Source organism: Corynebacterium sp. H78, from assembly GCF_037572275.1.
Lineage (GTDB): Bacteria > Actinomycetota > Actinomycetes > Mycobacteriales > Mycobacteriaceae > Corynebacterium.
The window spans coordinates 192,705-209,812 of record NZ_JBBHKX010000003.1 but is presented as its reverse complement, the minus strand read 5'-3'; the positions used below and the strand labels follow the sequence as shown (position 1 = coordinate 209,812).

General features: G+C 55.4%; 15 protein-coding genes. 9 read left to right on the top strand and 6 right to left on the bottom strand.

What is annotated here, in order from left to right:
* Positions 1-152: 152 nt before the first annotated feature.
* A complete protein-coding gene (locus WG934_RS07485; RefSeq protein ID WP_339979432.1) occupies positions 153-659 on the top strand; it encodes a SixA phosphatase family protein in 507 nt (168 codons plus the stop codon).
* Positions 660-1,262: 603 nt separating this feature from the next.
* Here the strand turns inward: WG934_RS07485 and WG934_RS07480 are convergent.
* The 4 genes from WG934_RS07480 to WG934_RS07465 all read right to left on the bottom strand — a co-directional run bounded on the left by WG934_RS07480 (position 1,263) and on the right by WG934_RS07465 (position 5,069).
* The gene (locus WG934_RS07480; protein WP_339979431.1) at positions 1,263-2,876 is read right to left on the bottom strand and encodes a solute symporter family protein; all 1,614 of its coding nucleotides are present in this window, start codon (positions 2,874-2,876) and stop codon (positions 1,263-1,265) included.
* A 1-nt stretch (position 2,877) separates the two neighbouring features.
* The gene (locus WG934_RS07475; RefSeq protein ID WP_339979430.1) at positions 2,878-3,237 is read right to left on the bottom strand and encodes a DUF485 domain-containing protein; all 360 of its coding nucleotides are present in this window, start codon (positions 3,235-3,237) and stop codon (positions 2,878-2,880) included.
* 434 nt (positions 3,238-3,671) lie between these two features.
* On the bottom strand, positions 3,672-4,169 hold the full coding sequence (locus tag WG934_RS07470; protein WP_339979427.1) for a 2'-5' RNA ligase family protein: 498 nt from the start codon (positions 4,167-4,169) through the stop codon (positions 3,672-3,674).
* Between the two features lie 3 nt (positions 4,170-4,172).
* Positions 4,173-5,069, bottom strand: a complete 897-nt coding sequence (locus tag WG934_RS07465; RefSeq protein WP_339989508.1) for an SDR family NAD(P)-dependent oxidoreductase — start codon at positions 5,067-5,069, stop codon at positions 4,173-4,175.
* On the opposite strand from WG934_RS07465, the gene WG934_RS07460 reads away from it, so the two are divergent.
* The 3 genes from WG934_RS07460 to WG934_RS07450 all read left to right on the top strand — a co-directional run bounded on the left by WG934_RS07460 (position 5,056) and on the right by WG934_RS07450 (position 8,741).
* The gene (locus tag WG934_RS07460) at positions 5,056-5,916 is read left to right on the top strand and encodes a DUF1295 domain-containing protein (RefSeq protein ID WP_339979423.1); all 861 of its coding nucleotides are present in this window, start codon (positions 5,056-5,058) and stop codon (positions 5,914-5,916) included. The two genes, WG934_RS07465 and WG934_RS07460, sit on opposite strands and share 14 nt — an antisense overlap.
* 118 nt (positions 5,917-6,034) lie before the next feature.
* Positions 6,035-7,897 carry a serine hydrolase domain-containing protein gene (locus tag WG934_RS07455; RefSeq protein WP_339989506.1) on the top strand — a complete coding sequence of 621 codons (1,863 nt, stop codon included), beginning with the start codon at positions 6,035-6,037 and terminating at the stop codon, positions 7,895-7,897.
* Between the two features lie 97 nt (positions 7,898-7,994).
* On the top strand, positions 7,995-8,741 hold the full coding sequence (locus tag WG934_RS07450) for a hypothetical protein (RefSeq protein ID WP_339979417.1): 747 nt from the start codon (positions 7,995-7,997) through the stop codon (positions 8,739-8,741).
* Positions 8,742-8,928: 187 nt separating this feature from the next.
* Here the strand turns inward: WG934_RS07450 and WG934_RS07445 are convergent, their stop codons facing one another.
* The gene (locus tag WG934_RS07445) at positions 8,929-9,333 is read right to left on the bottom strand and encodes a hypothetical protein (RefSeq protein ID WP_339979415.1); all 405 of its coding nucleotides are present in this window, start codon (positions 9,331-9,333) and stop codon (positions 8,929-8,931) included.
* Between the two features lie 168 nt (positions 9,334-9,501).
* A complete protein-coding gene (gene ychF, locus WG934_RS07440) occupies positions 9,502-10,581 on the bottom strand; it encodes a redox-regulated ATPase YchF (protein WP_339989503.1) in 1,080 nt (359 codons plus the stop codon).
* Positions 10,582-10,919: 338 nt separating this feature from the next.
* Between ychF and WG934_RS07435 the strand changes: the two genes are divergently transcribed.
* From WG934_RS07435 to xseA, 5 genes are all read left to right on the top strand, one after another.
* Complete coding sequence (locus WG934_RS07435) at positions 10,920-12,584, top strand: sodium-dependent transporter (RefSeq protein WP_339989501.1); 1,665 nt, start codon at positions 10,920-10,922, stop codon at positions 12,582-12,584.
* A 3-nt stretch (positions 12,585-12,587) separates the two neighbouring features.
* On the top strand, positions 12,588-12,755 hold the full coding sequence (gene metS, locus WG934_RS07430; RefSeq protein ID WP_339989500.1) for a methionine/alanine import NSS transporter subunit MetS: 168 nt from the start codon (positions 12,588-12,590) through the stop codon (positions 12,753-12,755).
* A 50-nt stretch (positions 12,756-12,805) separates the two neighbouring features.
* Positions 12,806-14,356 (top strand): AI-2E family transporter, encoded by a 1,551-nt coding sequence (locus WG934_RS07425; protein WP_445228219.1) that lies wholly within the window; start codon positions 12,806-12,808, stop codon positions 14,354-14,356.
* 109 nt (positions 14,357-14,465) lie between these two features.
* Positions 14,466-15,824 (top strand): DUF6542 domain-containing protein, encoded by a 1,359-nt coding sequence (locus WG934_RS07420; RefSeq protein WP_339989496.1) that lies wholly within the window; start codon positions 14,466-14,468, stop codon positions 15,822-15,824.
* 27 nt (positions 15,825-15,851) lie between these two features.
* Positions 15,852-17,087 (top strand): exodeoxyribonuclease VII large subunit, encoded by a 1,236-nt coding sequence (xseA, locus tag WG934_RS07415; RefSeq protein WP_339989494.1) that lies wholly within the window; start codon positions 15,852-15,854, stop codon positions 17,085-17,087.
* Positions 17,088-17,108 lie beyond the last annotated feature (21 nt).

Here is a 17,108-nt window from a genome sequence, read left to right as displayed (position 1 = left end):
GCACCATACCGCAAAGTTGTGACCCTGAACACACTTTTTGGAGATATATTTTTGGATCCCATAGCTTCACTTCTGCGCCACCTGCTTTGCGACGATCCCAGCCACCAATCAACAAAGCCATGACCAGGCATTTTCCCAGGTACGATGCGGGCATGAGTGCGAAGACTTTAATCGTGATGCGACATGCGAAATCCTCTTGGAAGACCGGCAAACCAGACTTTCAACGACCGTTGAATAAGCGGGGCCGTCGTGACGCACCTGCTGCCGGGGCATGGCTGGGCAAACGCTGGGACATTGAGCGAGTGCTGTGCTCGTCTTCGGCGCGAACCCGTGAGACATGGGCACGCGCAGTGGACGGTGGAGCGCGAGCGCAGGAAGTGACGTTCCATGACGAAATTTATGAGGTCAATGGCGCGGAGAACATTGAGCTAGCGAGAACCCTTCCCGAATCAGTGTCGGTCGCTTTGCTGCTCGGACACTTCCCAGGAGTTGAGGAGATGGTAAGGGAAATTGCGGCAGAAGATGACCATCCAGGATGGGCGCAAATGGACGTTAAATTCCCCACGAGCGCAATTGCAGTTGTTGAGTTTGAGGGTGAATGGGCGAAACTTGGCGCGCAAAAAGCGAAACTTGTCGAATATGTTGTTCCACGCGGTTAAAGCACTGTGAACTGGGCATTTTCGAAGGTGAGCTTCGCCACGGTGACTCGCAAAACTGCCGGCGAGTTGATGAACGGCCAGCGCGAACTGGCCTCAGCACGAGGGTTCCACCGTCACCATCAGGATCACAGCCGACCAGACTACTTCCCCTCAGATACTGGTCTGCCCCCTCGGAATGCTTCGCCTGAATAGCTACGACTTTATTCCCTAGAGACCCGACGCCACTATCGCCTCAATCATTCGCGCCTCTGACCACTTCAAATCGGCTCGATGGCTCTTCTGCGGCCCAGCCCCGGGAATCGCGACCTGGGGTTTTACCACACCAACCCGGGCTGCACAGGAGCTACCGAGCCGATTGGAAAGCACAGACACGCTTTAGCTTTGGCTTACCCTCGCGAGCGCCCTCCCCGCGCCTCCCCGGTGCCCGCTCCCCGTTTTCTCGTGACCACAGCTTCACGACGACACCGTCGTCAAGCGAAACCGCACACGAAACATCAAGCACCTGCGTTCCCCTCCACACACAGCAAAGCGGGCCCGAAGTTCATGTGAACTCCAGGCCCGCTCGTATGCGAGTGATTTACCTAGCTCAAAACCAGCGATCTATTAGTGCTCGACTGGCTTTTCGACGCCCACACCCGTGAGGGAGCGAACTTCCATCTCAGCGCGCTTGAGTGGGAAGTTGTCAGGCTTGCCAATCAAGGTACCGATGATACCCAGGATGAAGCCGGTTGGGATTGCGACGATCGATGGGTTCGTCAGTGGGAACCATGCGAAGTCAGCGTTTGGCAGCATCGAGGTCTCTGCGCCGGATACTGCTGGCGAGAAGATGATGAGGATGATGGAAGTCAGCAGGCCACCGTAGATGGAGAATAGAGCACCCATGGTGTTGAACTTCTTCCAGTACAGCGAGTACAGGATGGTTGGCAGGTTAGCCGCAGCAGCAATACCGAAGGCGAGTGCAACCAGGAACGCGATGTTTTGACCCATAGCACCGATGCCCAGGACGATTGCCAGGATACCGATGACAACAACAGTGATGCGGGAAACGCGAACCTGCTCTTCTTCCGTAGCCTTGCCGTCACGGATGACAGAGTTGTAAATGTCGTGAGCAACCGACGCAGATGCGGTAATTGCGAGACCAGCAACAACAGCGAGGATCGTCGCAAAGGCAACAGCGGAAATACATGCCATAAAGATGGTGCCGCCAACCTTCGAGGACAGCAGCAGAACAGCGGAGTTGGCGCCACCTGGAGCGTTAGCAATCTGCTCCGGGCCAACCAGTGCGGCTGCGCCGTAGCCCATGACGACGGTCATGAGGAAGAAGATCGCGACGATAACGATGGTCCAGGTGATGGAGCGACGTGCTTCCTTAGCGGTTGGCACGGTGTAGAAGCGCATCAGTACGTGTGGCAGACCCGAGGTACCGAAGACCAGCGCGAGGCCGAGGGAGATGAAGTCCAGCTTGGTCAGTTCATTCTTGCCGTACTGCAGACCAGGGTTCAGGATTGAATCGCCCTTAGGGTGGTTTGCAACTGCGGACTCGAGAACTGCGTTGAAGCCACCCTTGACCGCAACAAACGTCAGGATCGTAATAATGACGGAGCCACCAACGAGGAGGACTGCCTTAATCATCTGAACGTAGGTAGTGCCCTTCATGCCGCCGATGAGGACGTATACGATCATCAGAACACCCACGATGGCTACAACTGCAGACTGTGCAGTCTTGCCTTCAACGCCGAGCAACAGTGCAACGAGGCCACCAGCACCCGCCATCTGCGCAATGAGGTAGAACAGCGAAATCGCAAGCGTCGAAATAGCTGCGGCCATACGAACTGGCTTCTGCTTCAGTCGGAAGGACAGAACGTCCGCCATGGTGAATCGACCAGTGTTACGCAGCGGCTCAGCAACGAGCACCAGCGCAACCAGCAGAGCAATAAGGAAGGCAACCGAGTACAGGAAGCCGTCGTAACCATTCAGTGCAATCGCGCCAGTAACACCGAGGAATGCTGCTGCGGAGAGGTAGTCACCGGAAATAGCGAGGCCGTTCTGGTAACCGGAGAAGGATGCGCCACCGGTGTAGAAGTCAGAACCCTTCTGGGAGGTCTGGCGAGTAGCGCGAACGACGATCGTCATCGTTGCCACGATGAACAGGATAAAGATCGAGATGTTGAGCAGTGGATTACCCGTAGAAATCTGCTCAGCTGCAAGAAGCTGCATATTAGTTCACCTGGCCTTCGTGAGATCCGGTCGAGCGTGGGGTGTTCTCCAGCTTTTCGCGGATAGCTGCGGTGGCTGGGTCAAGCTTGTTGTCGGCAAATCGGACATATGCCCACGTGACCAGGCCAGCAGTGACGAACTGCAGCAGACCAAGGATCATGCCGACGTTAATAGCGCCGTAAACGCGAGTTGATACAAAGTCAGACGCATACGTTGCGGTGACGATGTAGAAGATGAACCACGCCAAGAAGGCGATGGTGACTGGGTACGCGAACTTGCGGAAGGTTCCGCGCAGCTCGTCAAACTCCTGAGATTCACTCATTTCGAGGAACTCTTCCGGAGTTGGGGCAGAAGGATTCATTATCCACCTCTCACTAGATAGTGACCTAAGCCACGTTGTTAAGACTATGTGAGACGCTATACAGCAGATTTATCGTTGTCACATCATTGCAGTTCACGGGTGTATTGAGGTGTAAATCACACCATTTGCAACCATGTGAAGATCCCCGTAAATGCAAAGCTTGCGAATTTCTCAGTTTCCTCTTAGCCCCGGAAGGATAGGGTTTCTATGCATATATTTGCAGTTATCCGGACATCTGAACAGGACCCAAGGCTCAATTAGGCCACGCGAATTCACCTCCAAAAGTTGGGGGTAGGCTTTTCGGCGCCCACCCGATCTACGAGTGAACACAAGCCAACGTTAACGCCGTTGTACTGCGACCCAGGTCACATTTTTTTACCGTGGCAAATTTGGCTAACCCTGTTCGCCTGAGGCCACAAAGCGCGTACATACTCTCACGCCAAAATTGTCATTTCCTTGGTCAACGGACGCCAAAAGGCCGCGCAATCTGCGGTCAGTTCTTTGAAGTGGGGCGACGTGACTTCGTCGAGCGCGCGAATGTATTCGGGAACGATGTCGCGGGGCAATCGCAGCCCCATGGTGAGGTGCGGAGTCCACCGCAATCCCCTACCATCCGGGTTCATTCCACTGAGCGTTCGCGCCGCTTCCTCCAGTTCATCGGTGGTTTCGAGAAGCCACGCAACAGTCTGTTTCCGCTTCGTACCAAACACCACAGTTCCGACTCGGCGGAACTGCGCAGGAATTACCGGAGGCAACAACTCGGCAGCCTTTGCGACGACGCGCATATCCATCATCGGCGAAAACGTAACGGTGATGTGCGGTGTCTGATGCTGAACGGGAAATCCACGCTCGGCCAGCGCAGCGAAGATGCTGCGTACTTCTTGCTCTTGCTCTTCGGGCAGGTACAGCAGGATATTGTCGGGAGATGCCATTGGCTACTTCGCTAACTGGGTTTCGCTTGCTGCGAAATCCCATAATTGCTGTGCTAACGCGTCATCAGTTGCCTTCTTCGCCGGACGAACAACGGTTGGGTACCCACGCAGTCCACCGATCCCATCGGGACCAATGAAACTACAGGGCGGCAAAGACTGAGTCGCCGCGAACAACGTTGTCAGGGCTGCTTGTTGTGTGGGATTGGCCAGTAGAGAAGAAGCTGGGGCAACAATCTTCTTTCCCCATGATGTTCGCGCAGGATTACCCATGGCAGTGTTTGCCCAGCCTGGATGAGAAATCTGCACGTCTACGCCACGTCTGTCAGCCTGCAGGCGTCGCGTGAGTTCATGCGCCCACAACAGATTCCCGAGCTTGGACTGGCTATACGCAGCCACTTGATGCCATGGTCGGTTCCGAAAATGTGGATCCGAAAAGTCGAACTTTCCAAAGCGATGCATGGTCGAAGCGACGATGACGACCCTGCGCAGCACACGGTCGAGAATCAGGTTCGTGAATAAGAATGGCCCGAGAACGTTGACACCAAGATGCCATTCGAAGCCATCGCGGGTTTCAGTCCGGTGTGTAGTGGAACCACCCGCGTTATTGACCAGGACATCGATTCGATGACCGCACTCAAGTACCTGAGTGGCCGCGGCGCGCACGCTACGCAGATCAGCGAGGTCCAGCGCCACCACTTCGGCGTTTCCCAATTGGGCAGCGATGTCGTCGCCACGCTCGGTGTTTCGAACCGCGAGAATCAGATGGGCACCAGCAGCGCATGCAGCGCGGGCAGTTTCAAGTCCAAGTCCACGGGTAGCGCCAGTAATAAGCCAAGTTTGCCCGGTGAGATCTGGCATGTCTGCCAGGGTCCACACATGCCGGGATGTGGCGTTGCGCATCGTAGATTCTCCTTACCAACACCCACACAGTAGCAAACAGCACAATCTCTACCAGCCATTTTACTTTCCCTTCACGGCTACGATGGAGATTGTGTTCCCCAGCATTTCACTGAACCTACTCATGTACTCCTGGTTGGTTCTAGCTTTCGTGGCCCTTTGTGCGTTGTGGTTTATCGACGCACCCTACGGTCGCCGTGCCCGATCTGGCTGGGGGCCGGGCGTACCCAATCAGCTTGCGTGGTTCCTCATGGAAGCTGTCGTACTCGTCAGCTTTTTCGCAGTGCTTGTTTTAGCAGACACGACACCAACGAAAACCACGCTGTTCATGGCCACGCTGCTGACAATTCACTACGTCAATCGCGCACTGATTTATCCATGGCGGACGAAAACACAAGGCAAAACGATGCCGTTATCCGTCATGCTCATGTCAGCGCTATTCAATACCGTCAACGGTTCGTTTTTAGGTGCTGACCTGTTACGTCTCAACCGCGGGGTCGACTGGTTCTCCGACCCACGATTCATCATCGGTTTTGCTCTCTTTGTCATTGGAATGTCTCTCAACTGGCACAGCGACAATATTCTGTTGAGCCTGCGAGCACCCGGCGAGACTGATTACAAAATCCCTCATGGCGGCGCGTTCCGCTGGGTCACCAGCCCGAATCTGCTGGGCGAAATAGTCGAGTGGATCGGCTTCGCCATCCTCACGTGGAGCCTCGCGGGACTTACTTTTGCAGTTTGGACGTGCGCGAATCTCATTCCGCGCGCCCGCAGCAATCAGCGGTGGTACCACGAGCATTTCCCCGACTACCCCGCTTCACGACGAATCCTGCTGCCCGGGGTTTGGTGACGAACTGACGGCTGAAATACGAGAACGCGCCAGAACCGAGCCAGCAGGGGCAATCTTACCTCAGTCGGACCGGAAATACCCTTGATATCCTGGGGTTACCGCCGTTGAAAGAGTTGCCATGTCAAAGACCTTGACTTTTCGGAACTATATCGTCCTTACATTCGCCTTCCTATTATTGGCCCTTGGGTGTCCCTCCCCCTCCTACGCAGCGCCACCTACCACCCCGCCACCCGGCGACGAAAAGGCGGTAACAGCTCTACTAAATGACTTCTACGAGCCCCGCAAAGAAGCAACCGCTGCCGTAGCTATCGGCTACTTCGATGCCAAAGACTCGGTCAGTGCCTATTACGGTCACACGGATATTGAAAACTCAATTCCAACAACCCAGGAATCTGTATTCGAGTGGGGATCCGTAACAAAAATGTTGGTCTGGGTAGCATTGATGCAACTCGAAGAGCAGGGTCGGATCGATCTCAATGATGACGCAAGTACGTACCTCGATGACACCGGCTTGACCTTCGACAAGCCGTTCACCATCCAGGACCTAATGAACCATCAAGCTGGATTCGCGGAGATTCCTTATCCCCCTGAAACTGAACACCCCGACGAAATCCTGGAACTCGAGGAAGCTCTAAAGCACTACCAGCCTGCCCAGATCTACGAACCGAAAACGATCACTTCGTATTCGAACTACGGCGCCGCATTGGCGGCGTTGATCGTCGAAAAGATCGGTAAACAGAGTTTCTCTGACTATGTTCAGAAAGAGATCTTTGCTCCACTCGAGATGACCGATACCTCGATTTCGCCTGACCAAAGCGATAATCCATCGGTGTCGAAACGTCGTGACGCAAACAAGTCATATCAATTGCTCGAAGGCGTCGATGAACGCTACGGCACAGCTCGCTCCTATATTCAGCTCTATCCAGCTGGCTCCGCAATTGGCACACTGAAAGATTTCATGACCTTCGGACAGGCACTTGTCCCCGATTCCGAACAATCACGCGCGCTTTTCGACGAACCGGAAACGCTCACCACCTTCTTTGCTGGCAGCACCTTCTATAAGGGAACCGACATCATTCAGAACTCACACGGAATGTGGCTACTTCCGTATGGGAATGGTGTGCTGGGGCATGGTGGAAATACTCAAGGCTATACCTCCACCATTTTCGTTGATCCAGATTCTGCTCGTGGCATCGTCGTCATGACAAATGAGGTCGGAGAGACAAGCTATTCCTACGGATTGCTACAAGAGTTCTTTGGTGATTACGTTCCCGGAGATATCGAACCAAGTACCGGAGAACCGCCAGATCTTGCCGGTGTCTACACGAATGCACGGGCGAACATCCCCAACGATGCGAACAAGTTCCTGCGATATATGAGCGGAATCTTGCCACTGAAAAAGGATACGGACGCAAATACCTATCGGTTGGCTATTGGACCTGGAAAAGTCCAGCACATTGCAGGTAACGTTTACTCTTTCGATTCCGGCAATGGACTCAGTACTTTGCTGGTGATGAACCACGACACTGATACGCCAATAATGCAGACGTATACCGGAGACAACGTCAAGGAAAACACCGCGTTGTTTGTCGCTCGTTGGTTAAGTGTGTTGTTGTTCCTTGTGGCGTCCATCGTCTCTGTGGTTGCGCTGCTTGTCCTTGTTATCCGCAAACTGTGGTCCTTTTTCCGGAAGAAGCACGATACGGAAAGTGGAGCTTCCCACATCACGGCGACATCACTCTTGTTCCACGCGCTGCAGGCGGCGCTGGGTGTCTCCGTGTTCGCGCTTCTTTTCGGCGCCCTCGGAACCGATGCGGGTGTCGCACGCATTTTGGCTATAGTCAACGGCCTTCTCACCGTGGCACTTGTTGCAGTGTGGTTAGTTAGACCGTTGCAGAAGAAGCGACCCACCGTGCTGCAGACCATCATCGTGCTCATTAGCGTTGCGACGGTCCTGTATTGGCGTTGGTTCTTGGCTTAGTCTTTAATCGCGCCGTTTCTGGGAGCTACATCCATATTTCTTAATTGAATTCATGAACTCTGCTTCCTGTTACCGTTGGTGGCTTACGGTGGGTGTCATGGAGGCAAAGAAATTACTCGTGACATCTGGTTCCTTTTTACTCATTGCTACTTTTAGCGTGGCGTGCGGATCTACCGACGACGTCAGCACTCCTGCATCCGTAGAGGCACAGCAGGAAAACATTGAGAGATCAGCATCTGATTCGAAAGACACTGCCACCACAGCGTCTTCGCCTGCAGGCAAAGGTCCTCAGCCGACCCGAGGTTCATCTTCGGGCGGGGGTTCGTCGGAAAGCTTAACTGAAAAGACAACGGATGCGGACGGCTCCGGTGACAAGTCTGACGACGCAGCGGTGCTCGACGACATGGAGGAAGTTGATTCGATTAATTACTCGGTAGCGAGTGTCACCGGCGGCGCTGGGGTCAACTTCACAACGCCTGACGGAAATATTTCCTGCTCCATTGCTCCGCTTCGGGCGGCTTGCTACATCCGAGAGGATTCCATTTCATGGGACATGGCCGATAGAGGCAACGACGGTATTAGCGATCAAGTACCTGATTCCGATTTGATCGGCTGGAGTGACGACATCGGTGCACCTACCTCCGGTGCCCCAAAAACGTGGGCACTCCAAGGGGAGTTCCCGAGGGACAGTGAAACCTTGCCGAATAACACCAAACTGACCGTTGCTCTTTCATCGCGGCCGGATGCAACTAACATCACCTGCGGAGTCAAAGACAACCAAATGACATGCGTGACCGACAAGCATGGCTTCACCATCAGCAAGAGTGATTATTCAGTCTGGTAAGAGGAACCAATATTGGGCGCGGAACCTGTTGTGCGTCAGAAAAACCAGGTTGGTGAACAACGAGGGCGTGCAAAACGTGGCCACAGTACCGTCCCTTACTTTTTCGAGGGAAGGCATCCCACATCGGGGAATGGCATCCCACAATGCATAACGCTGTAAGGGATCGTCGGGGCCAAAAACAGTTGGCCTACTTGGCCAATTCGCCGTGGCGGCATCGCAAGCGGTATTCCCGGTAAATCAAGATACATGTCCCCGGACCGAAGAAACCAAGTAAGAGCGCACCTACAACAATGCCGGAAACACCACTACGCCAGCCCCAAACACCGGGTGCGACGATACCCGAAATCATTGCGAGCGCCCCAGTAACGGCAAACGCGGCACATCCGACGATCATCGCTATACGGGCAGCCTGAGATGTACCTCCCAGGGCTTTTGCCATTCCTACCGCGAGCCCCATAAAGCCAAACGCAATGCCCATGGCTCCCATCCAGAGATTGTCAGCGAGCAGCAGAAATACACCGCAGGCGACAAAAGCTGCACCAACGGCAAGAAGTTTTATTGCTTCGCGAATCTCGCCCCTATCTACGGCCATGCCTTAAATCTCGCGCGTCAATCTCCACCACCTTGGTTCGTGGGCTCACGATCACCCAGCCACCATAGCAAGGCTACCAATGCGACAACCGTCGAATTGCTGGAGGCCTAGATCGAGGGGCGACAGTCAACGAAACTGATAGCTTTTCCCTTTCTTAAGGGGCGAGACTTAGACATTGAACTTAAACTCCACGACGTCACCGTCATGCATGATGTAGTCCTTGCCTTCCATGCGGAGCTTGCCCTGCGCCTTAGCTTCGGCCATGGAACCGGTCTCGACAAGGTCGTCGAAGGACACAATTTCAGCCTTAATAAAGCCACGCTCGAAGTCCGAGTGGATAACGCCAGCAGCCTGCGGAGCAGTCGCGCCCTTCGGAATAGTCCACGCACGAGCTTCCTTCGGACCAGCCGTCAGGTAAGTCTGCAGTCCCAGCGTGCGGAAACCAGCACGTGCCAGCGAGTTCAAACCAGGTTCGGTCTGGCCGATCTCAGCAAGCAACTCAGCACGAGACTCCTCGTCCAATTCCAGCAGGTCGGACTCTGCCTTTGCATCGAGGAATACACAATCGGCAGGTTCGACAGCGGATGCCAGTTCTGCTTTCTTGTCGTCGTCGGCAAGCACTTCCTCGTCCGCGTTGAATACATAAAGGAATGGCTTCGCCGTCAGCAGGTGTAGCTCGCGAAGCTTCGACATATCGACATCGCTTGCAGCAGCAAACAGCGTGCGGCCTTCTTCGAGCACCTCGAGAGCCTTCTTCACTGCCTCAACTTCGCCGGCCTTTTCCTTATTCTTCTTGGCTTCCTTCTCCAAGCGTGGAATGGCCTTTTCGATGGTCTGAATATCCGCGAGGATCAGCTCAGTCTCGATCACGCCGATATCCGATGCTGGATCGACGCGACCGTCGACGTGCACGACGTCATCATCAGCGAAAACGCGAACAACCTGGCAGATTGCATCAGCTTCACGAATATTCGCCAGGAACTTATTGCCCAGACCTTCCCCCTCGGACGCACCCTTCACGATGCCCGCAATATCCACGAAAGACACCGTCGCAGGCAAAATGCGCTCCGAACCGAATACCTCAGCGAGCTTGTCCAGACGAGGATCTGGCAGCTCGACCACACCGACATTCGGTTCGATGGTGGCGAACGGGTAGTTAGCAGCAAGCACATCATTGCGCGTCAGCGCATTAAAAAGAGTTGACTTGCCGACATTGGGCAGACCGACGATTCCAAGTGTAAGGCTCACGCGTCTCATCTTACGGGCACGTCAATCGGATTCAGCAACAGCCACACTTTCCGGCTTGTCTCCCCCGCACTCGTCCGCCCAATTCTGTGCGCGACACACATTATTGTCCGGCTTTACGACGATCCTCACCACGCAATAACTATAGGAATGGTTCGAAAATGAAGTGTAAGAATCTTAGAAGCCCCTGAAAAACGTTGTTAGTCAAAATTAATTCTCGAAATTGCTTCCCACTTGCACGTTTTCCAAGACAGGCACCCCCAGCCAAAAGTATGGTAATTCGCAATCCTTGTCTCACCTGATAAATTTTTATCCATATTTTGAGAATGGAGTTCCATACCATGAGCAATGCTTCACGCGGCACATCCGCCGCAGCACAAGGGGATAAGAAGGGAAGAGAGGTGTTCTCGACCCGCGCTGCGTTCCTCTTTGCCGCAATCGGCTCCGCAGTCGGCCTCGGCAACATCTGGCGCTTCCCATACGTCGCATACGAGTCAGGCGGCGGCGCGTTTCTTATCCCGTACCTGGTCGCACTCTTGACCGCAGGTATTCCACTGCTATTCCTCGACTTTGCACTGGGCCACCGTTTCCGTGGCTCTGCTCCAAAGGTGTTCCGCCGCATCAAACCGTGGGCTGAGCCTATTGGCTGGATCCAGGTGCTGGTGTCCTTCTTCATTACTGTGTATTACGCAGTAATTGTTGCCTGGGCATTCATTTACGCTTGGAAGTCCATCGGCAAGAGCTGGGGCGACGACCCAGATGCTCACTTCGCTGGAGACTTCTTGAAGGCAGACACCGCCTCCCTCATGTCTCTCGACTTCGTATGGCCAATTGCCATTGTGCTGCTCCTGCTGTGGGTGGGCATCATCGCTGTTCTGGCACTGGGCGTCGACAAGGGCATCGGCAAGGTTTCCTTGCTCTTCATCCCACTGCTGGCAGTACTGTTCATTGGCGTTGTCGTGTATGCGCTGACCCTCGACGGCGCAGCAGAAGGCCTCAATGCCTTCTTCACGCCGAACTGGGGCGCACTGAGCGATACCTCTGTGTGGATCGCCGCATACGGCCAGATCTTCTTCTCGCTGTCTGTTGCATTCGGCATCATGCTGACCTACGCGTCATACCTGAAGCCACGCACCAACCTGACCGGCTCCGGTCTGGTAACCGCATTCGCTAACTCGTCCTTCGAAGTTCTCGCTGGTATCGGCGTGTTCGCAACTCTCGGTTTTATGGCTGCACAGAAGGGTGTTGCCGTTGACGAAGTTGCCACCTCTGGCATCGGCCTTGCCTTCATCGCATTCCCGGCAGTCATCTCGCAGATGCCAGGTTGGCTTGGCTCGATGTTCGGCATCCTGTTCTTCTTGTCGCTTGCTATCGCTGGCTTCACGTCGTTGATGTCCCTCATCGAGGTCGTCATTTCTGCCGTCCAGGACAAGCTGAATCTCGGTCGCGTCCAAGCAACCATTTCCATCGGTGGCCTCATGGCAGTTGTATCCATGGTTCTATTCCCGACCACGTCGGGTCTGGTCACCCTGGACATCGTGGACAAGTTCACCAACAACATTGGCATCGTGGGCGTTGCCCTGATCACCATCGTCGCCGTCGACTGGATCATGCGCCGTACCGATGAGTTCGCGCTGCACTTGAACGCAGTGTCCTCATTCAAGGTCGGCACGTTGTGGCGCATCTTTGTCACCAACATCACCCCGGTTGTACTGGGCTTCATTCTGCTGCAGGAATTGATTGGCCTGATTTCTGAGAACTACGAGGGCTACTCGAATGCCCAGATCAATACCTTCGGCTGGGGCGTTCTCGCACTCATCGTGTTCGGCGCCCTGTCCATGGCACTGCTGCCATGGCGTGGCCAGCATCGTTTGGAAGGCCCTCCAGGTTCTGACTTCGGTGTCACTCCTGCATACCGTCAGGGCACTCACATTCCACGTAAGTACGACCCATCAGCTGTTCACGATGTCGATGACATTCGTACGACTGAATCTTCGGAGGTGTAACAAATGGACGGAATTGCAATCGTCATGATGGCAATGTTCATCATCGTCATCTGGGGTGGTTTGGCCATCGCTACGGTGAGCTTGATGAAAAACCCTGACGAAGTTGCCGGTGCCCTTGGCACTGGCGACGATGTCTCCAACGAAGTACTCGCTGCGCAAGAGCAGCAATAGTTTCAGTAATCGTCTCACAGCTCTCCCATGAATCCGTTTTGTGTTTCATAATGGGGAGCGTGAACGAAGAGAAACGAACTCCGAATCAGCCAGATCAGCCAGATCAGAACGAGAAGGACTTCATCGACAAAGTGATTGGTTCTGACCCTCTGCGGTTGGACCAATCACTTTCTATCCCTTCAGATGAAGTTCGGGAAGAGTCCAGCACTCCAATCCTCCCCGAGTACGGGGAGGAGCTGCAGGAACTTAACCAGGATTCCGAGACTGAAGAACTGGACCGCGCCGATGTCATTGGCGAAGGCGCACGGTGGTTCGCTGGTTGGTGCTTGCGTTTCCTCATTGTGGTTGCCGCCCTTTATGTGGGCTTCCAATTCTTAGGAAAGGTTTGGACGGGACTGCTTCCCATCCTCCTCGCCCTCATCGTTTCCACTGTGCTCTGGCCACCGGCAGGGTGGCTTATGCGCCACAAGGTCCCCTCTGGGCTTGCCTCGATCGGCGTGATTTTGGCTGCCTTCAGCGTTATCGGTGGCACTTTTGCTCTTATGGCTCCTACCGTTAAGGATCAGGTTCCCGAGCTTTCCCACCAGTTCGTCAAGGGCATCGAGAAGATTCAGGCGATCATCCAAGCGCCTCCTTTCAATGTTCAGGACGAGCAACTGCTCGATCTTCTCGACGAATCGACAAACTGGCTGAAAAACCAGTCCGGGGATATCGCGTCCACCGTCATGCAAGGTGTTTCAGTCGTATCTAGCGTCGCCGTCACACTCGGTGTGATGTTGGTTTTAACCTTCTTCTTCGTCAAGGACGGCAAGGACTTTCTGCCGTGGCTCCGTGCGATCACAGGTCGCCGTCTTGGCTGGCATCTCACTGAAGTTCTGACTCGATCCTGGAACACTCTTTCTGGTTTCGTACGTACCCAGGCCTTGGTGTCGCTGATCGATGCCATCTTCATTGGCCTCGGCTTGTGGCTATTGAATGTACCGCTGGCCCTGGTATTGGCAGTACTAACATTCTTTGCAGGCTTCATTCCAATCATCGGTGCATTTACCGCGGGCTTTATGGCGGTCGTCGTTGCCCTAGTAGCGGTAGACGTCACGGCAGCTGTCTTGACGTTGGTCCTGGTTATCGCTGTCCAGCAGATCGAGGGCAATGTCTTGTCCCCGATGCTGCAGTCACGCGCAATGAACTTGCACGCAGCAATCGTGCTGCTGTCGGTCACGCTTGGTGGCACACTCTTCGGCATTATCGGTGCTTTCCTCGCTGTCCCTGTCGCCGCGGTCATCGCCGTGTGGCTCCGATACTTGGGCGATCTCACGGACTTGCGCACCGGCGACAAGACCGCAGCTGACATTAAGTTCGCTACCGAAGCTGGCTCCATTTCGGGTATCCGAATTGAGGAAGCAAGTCGGGCCATGCGAGACAAGCTTGCACTGCTTCGACTCGGTGGAAACTCTTCCACCGATCCTTCCGGAGAGAAAAGCTCTGACGACGCACTCGACGATCCAGGCAACGCTGTTGCAGCCGGAACCAACAACGAGGGGCCTGCTACCGGCGCATTTGGTCGCCTCACCAATGCGGTAACTAACAAGTTCCGTCGTTAAGCCACTACCGCAGACCAGCGCTTTCTACACTCCATATACCCGCAACGACACGAATTCCGCGTGTCGGCCATGCGGGTTTTTATGGTTTTAGACGGTAACATCGGGAGACGTGTCCGATAGATCAGCTTCAACCCGCGCGAACACCAACCGTCGTTCGCGATCTTTTCGGCTGCCTATCTGGGTTCCGCCACTGCTGCTTGTCATCAGTGGCATAGTCGGCCTGCTGTTCGCTATCCCCGCCGGATCCATTGGACTTCCCTACCTGATCGCATTCGCAGTCGCTGCGATCGGTGGCACGATGGTTGTGGTGCCACGCGGTTTGACAATTACGGTGGCGCAGCAGCCTGTGCTTTTTACAGTCATCACACCTCTGGTGTCATGGTTTACAGCTGAGTTCGCACACCAATCGGTCGGTGGCGCTACCGCGACTACTCCAAGTACGACGCGTTTAATTACTGCCGCGTATCCAGTGGTTCAGTACTTCCCGTGGATGATCATGATTCCGCTGATTTGTACTGCAATCGCTATTTGGCGCTATCTCGACCTCACTCGGGTTAATGCCAAGACTGATCGTCTGCGTCGCAAGGAATCTCGTCGTCGTGCGGAGGTCGACGCCGAAACTACGCGCACAGCTACTGAAGCACATCGCCGTTTGTCGGAGTCGGATAAGCGACGCCGTCGTCGTCCAGCGCATGCTGCGTCGAAGGAACGTGACGACGAGTCAGCAGTCAAGAAGCAGTCTGCAGCCGACTTGATCAAGGCTGCAGAAAAGCGTCGGTTGGCGAAGTCCGCGGAAGCTGAAGAAACTCGTAAGGCAGGCGGACGCCGGGCTGCACAGCCAAAGCGCTCGACCGAGCCACGACGTGGCGCAGATCGCCGTCGTGAGGCTGAACCTCGCCGTGTTGCTGAGCGTCGACGTGAGACTGAACGTCGCGAACCACGCCGTGCAACGGAGCCTCGTCGCGTAGGCACAGTTGGCAGCGTCGGGCCCGCAGCCGCTGCGACTGGTGCAGGTGCAGCAGCCGCGCGTCATGCAGCCACAGGACGTCCACAGCGTCGCGTCACTGATCGTCCGGCCGCTAAACGTCCACGCAATGACGATCGCCTTATCGCCAGTGCACGTCCAGCTGACGGTCCACGGCTGTGGGGTTCCGATACCGATTCATCGACGCCTCGCACACGTCCAGCGCAGTCGTCGCCATACGCTGGCACGGCTCGTCGCCGTTCCTCGGCGGGTCAGGGTGCGCAGCAGGTGCGTCGCGAAGCACAGCGTCGCACCGCGCAGCAGCGACGCCCGTCCGGCCAGTCCACTGCTTATGGGGAGCACGGCGTAACGACGAACCGTCGTGAAGCATCACCTCGCCCTGTTCAACCACGCCGGGTGGAGGAATGGCCGCCACGGTACGAGCGTCCGCGTCACGCTGCGCGGCATTCGCGTGATCGCGATCCGCGTCGACGCGATCGCTAATCCGCCGTATCGGGTAGAAGTAGGCACATGGCAAAGCTTGATTCGTCACCGGAATCTCCGGTGCAGGTACGCAATCTCAATAGTGCGGTAAAGGACTGGATTGAGCGCCTCGGCCAGATTTGGGTCGAGGGTGAGATCGCTCAGATCAGTTCGAAGCCGTCGTGGAAGTTGTCGTACTTAACGTTGCGGGATACGTCGGCGGAAGCGTCGGTGTCGGTGACGTGCTCGACGTCGGCGTTGCGGGCTAATCCTTTACAGACTGGCGATCGCGTTGTGGTCTGCGGCAAGCCCGCCTTCTATGCGGCGCGTGGTCAGTTTTCTTTGTGGGCCACGCAGTGGCGTCCGGTCGGCATTGGTGTGTTGCTCGCTCGCATCGAACATTTGCGGCAGGCGCTTGGGGCAGAGGGTCTTTTCGATCCTCGTTTGAAGCGCCCGCTCCCCTTTCTCCCTCGACGTATTGGTTTGATTACCGGTCGTGGTTCGGCCGCAGAGCGTGATGTTTTGGCGGTGGCTCGGGGTCGGTGGCCTGAGGTTGAGTTCGAAGTTGTCAACACCATCGTCCAGGGCGCGAAGGCTGTGCCCGAGATCTTGGAAGCACTGACTTCTCTCGATGCAAACCCTGATGTCGATGTCATCATTATCGCGCGCGGTGGTGGTTCGGTCGAGGATCTTCTACCTTTTTCGGACGAGGCCTTGGTGCGCGCGGTCAGCGCCGCAAAGACTCCCGTCGTGTCAGCCATCGGCCACGAGCCTGACAACCCTTTGCTCGATAATGTCGCTGATGTTCGCGCAGCAACACCGACGGATGCAGCAAAGCGAACTGTTCCTGATGTCGCTGAGGAACGTCGTCGGATAGCAGAAATGCGTGGTCGTTCTGCCGCTGCTTTGCGACGGTGGGTGGATCGCGAATCACGCATCCTCGCAGATTTGAAGTCTCGTCCTGTCTTGACCGATCCGATGACAGCTATCAGAGCTCATGAAGACGACATCGAGCGTCACCGTGAGCGGTTGACCGCTCGGTTTACGTGGCTGTTAGATCGTGAAGACGCAACGGTGTCCGCGTTGCGTGGCAAGGTGTCCGCACTTGGCCCGGCTGCCACGCTGGCTCGTGGCTACGCCATCGTTCAGGTGCAACAGCGGGATGGTTCGCCGGACGAGGTCGTCATGTCTATCGACCAAACCCAGCCCGGCTCGCAACTACGCATCCGAGTTGGAGATGGTTCGATTACGGCAGCAGCCCTCGGAATCCGGCGAGCAGATTAGACTGCAGCCACAGCAACCAAA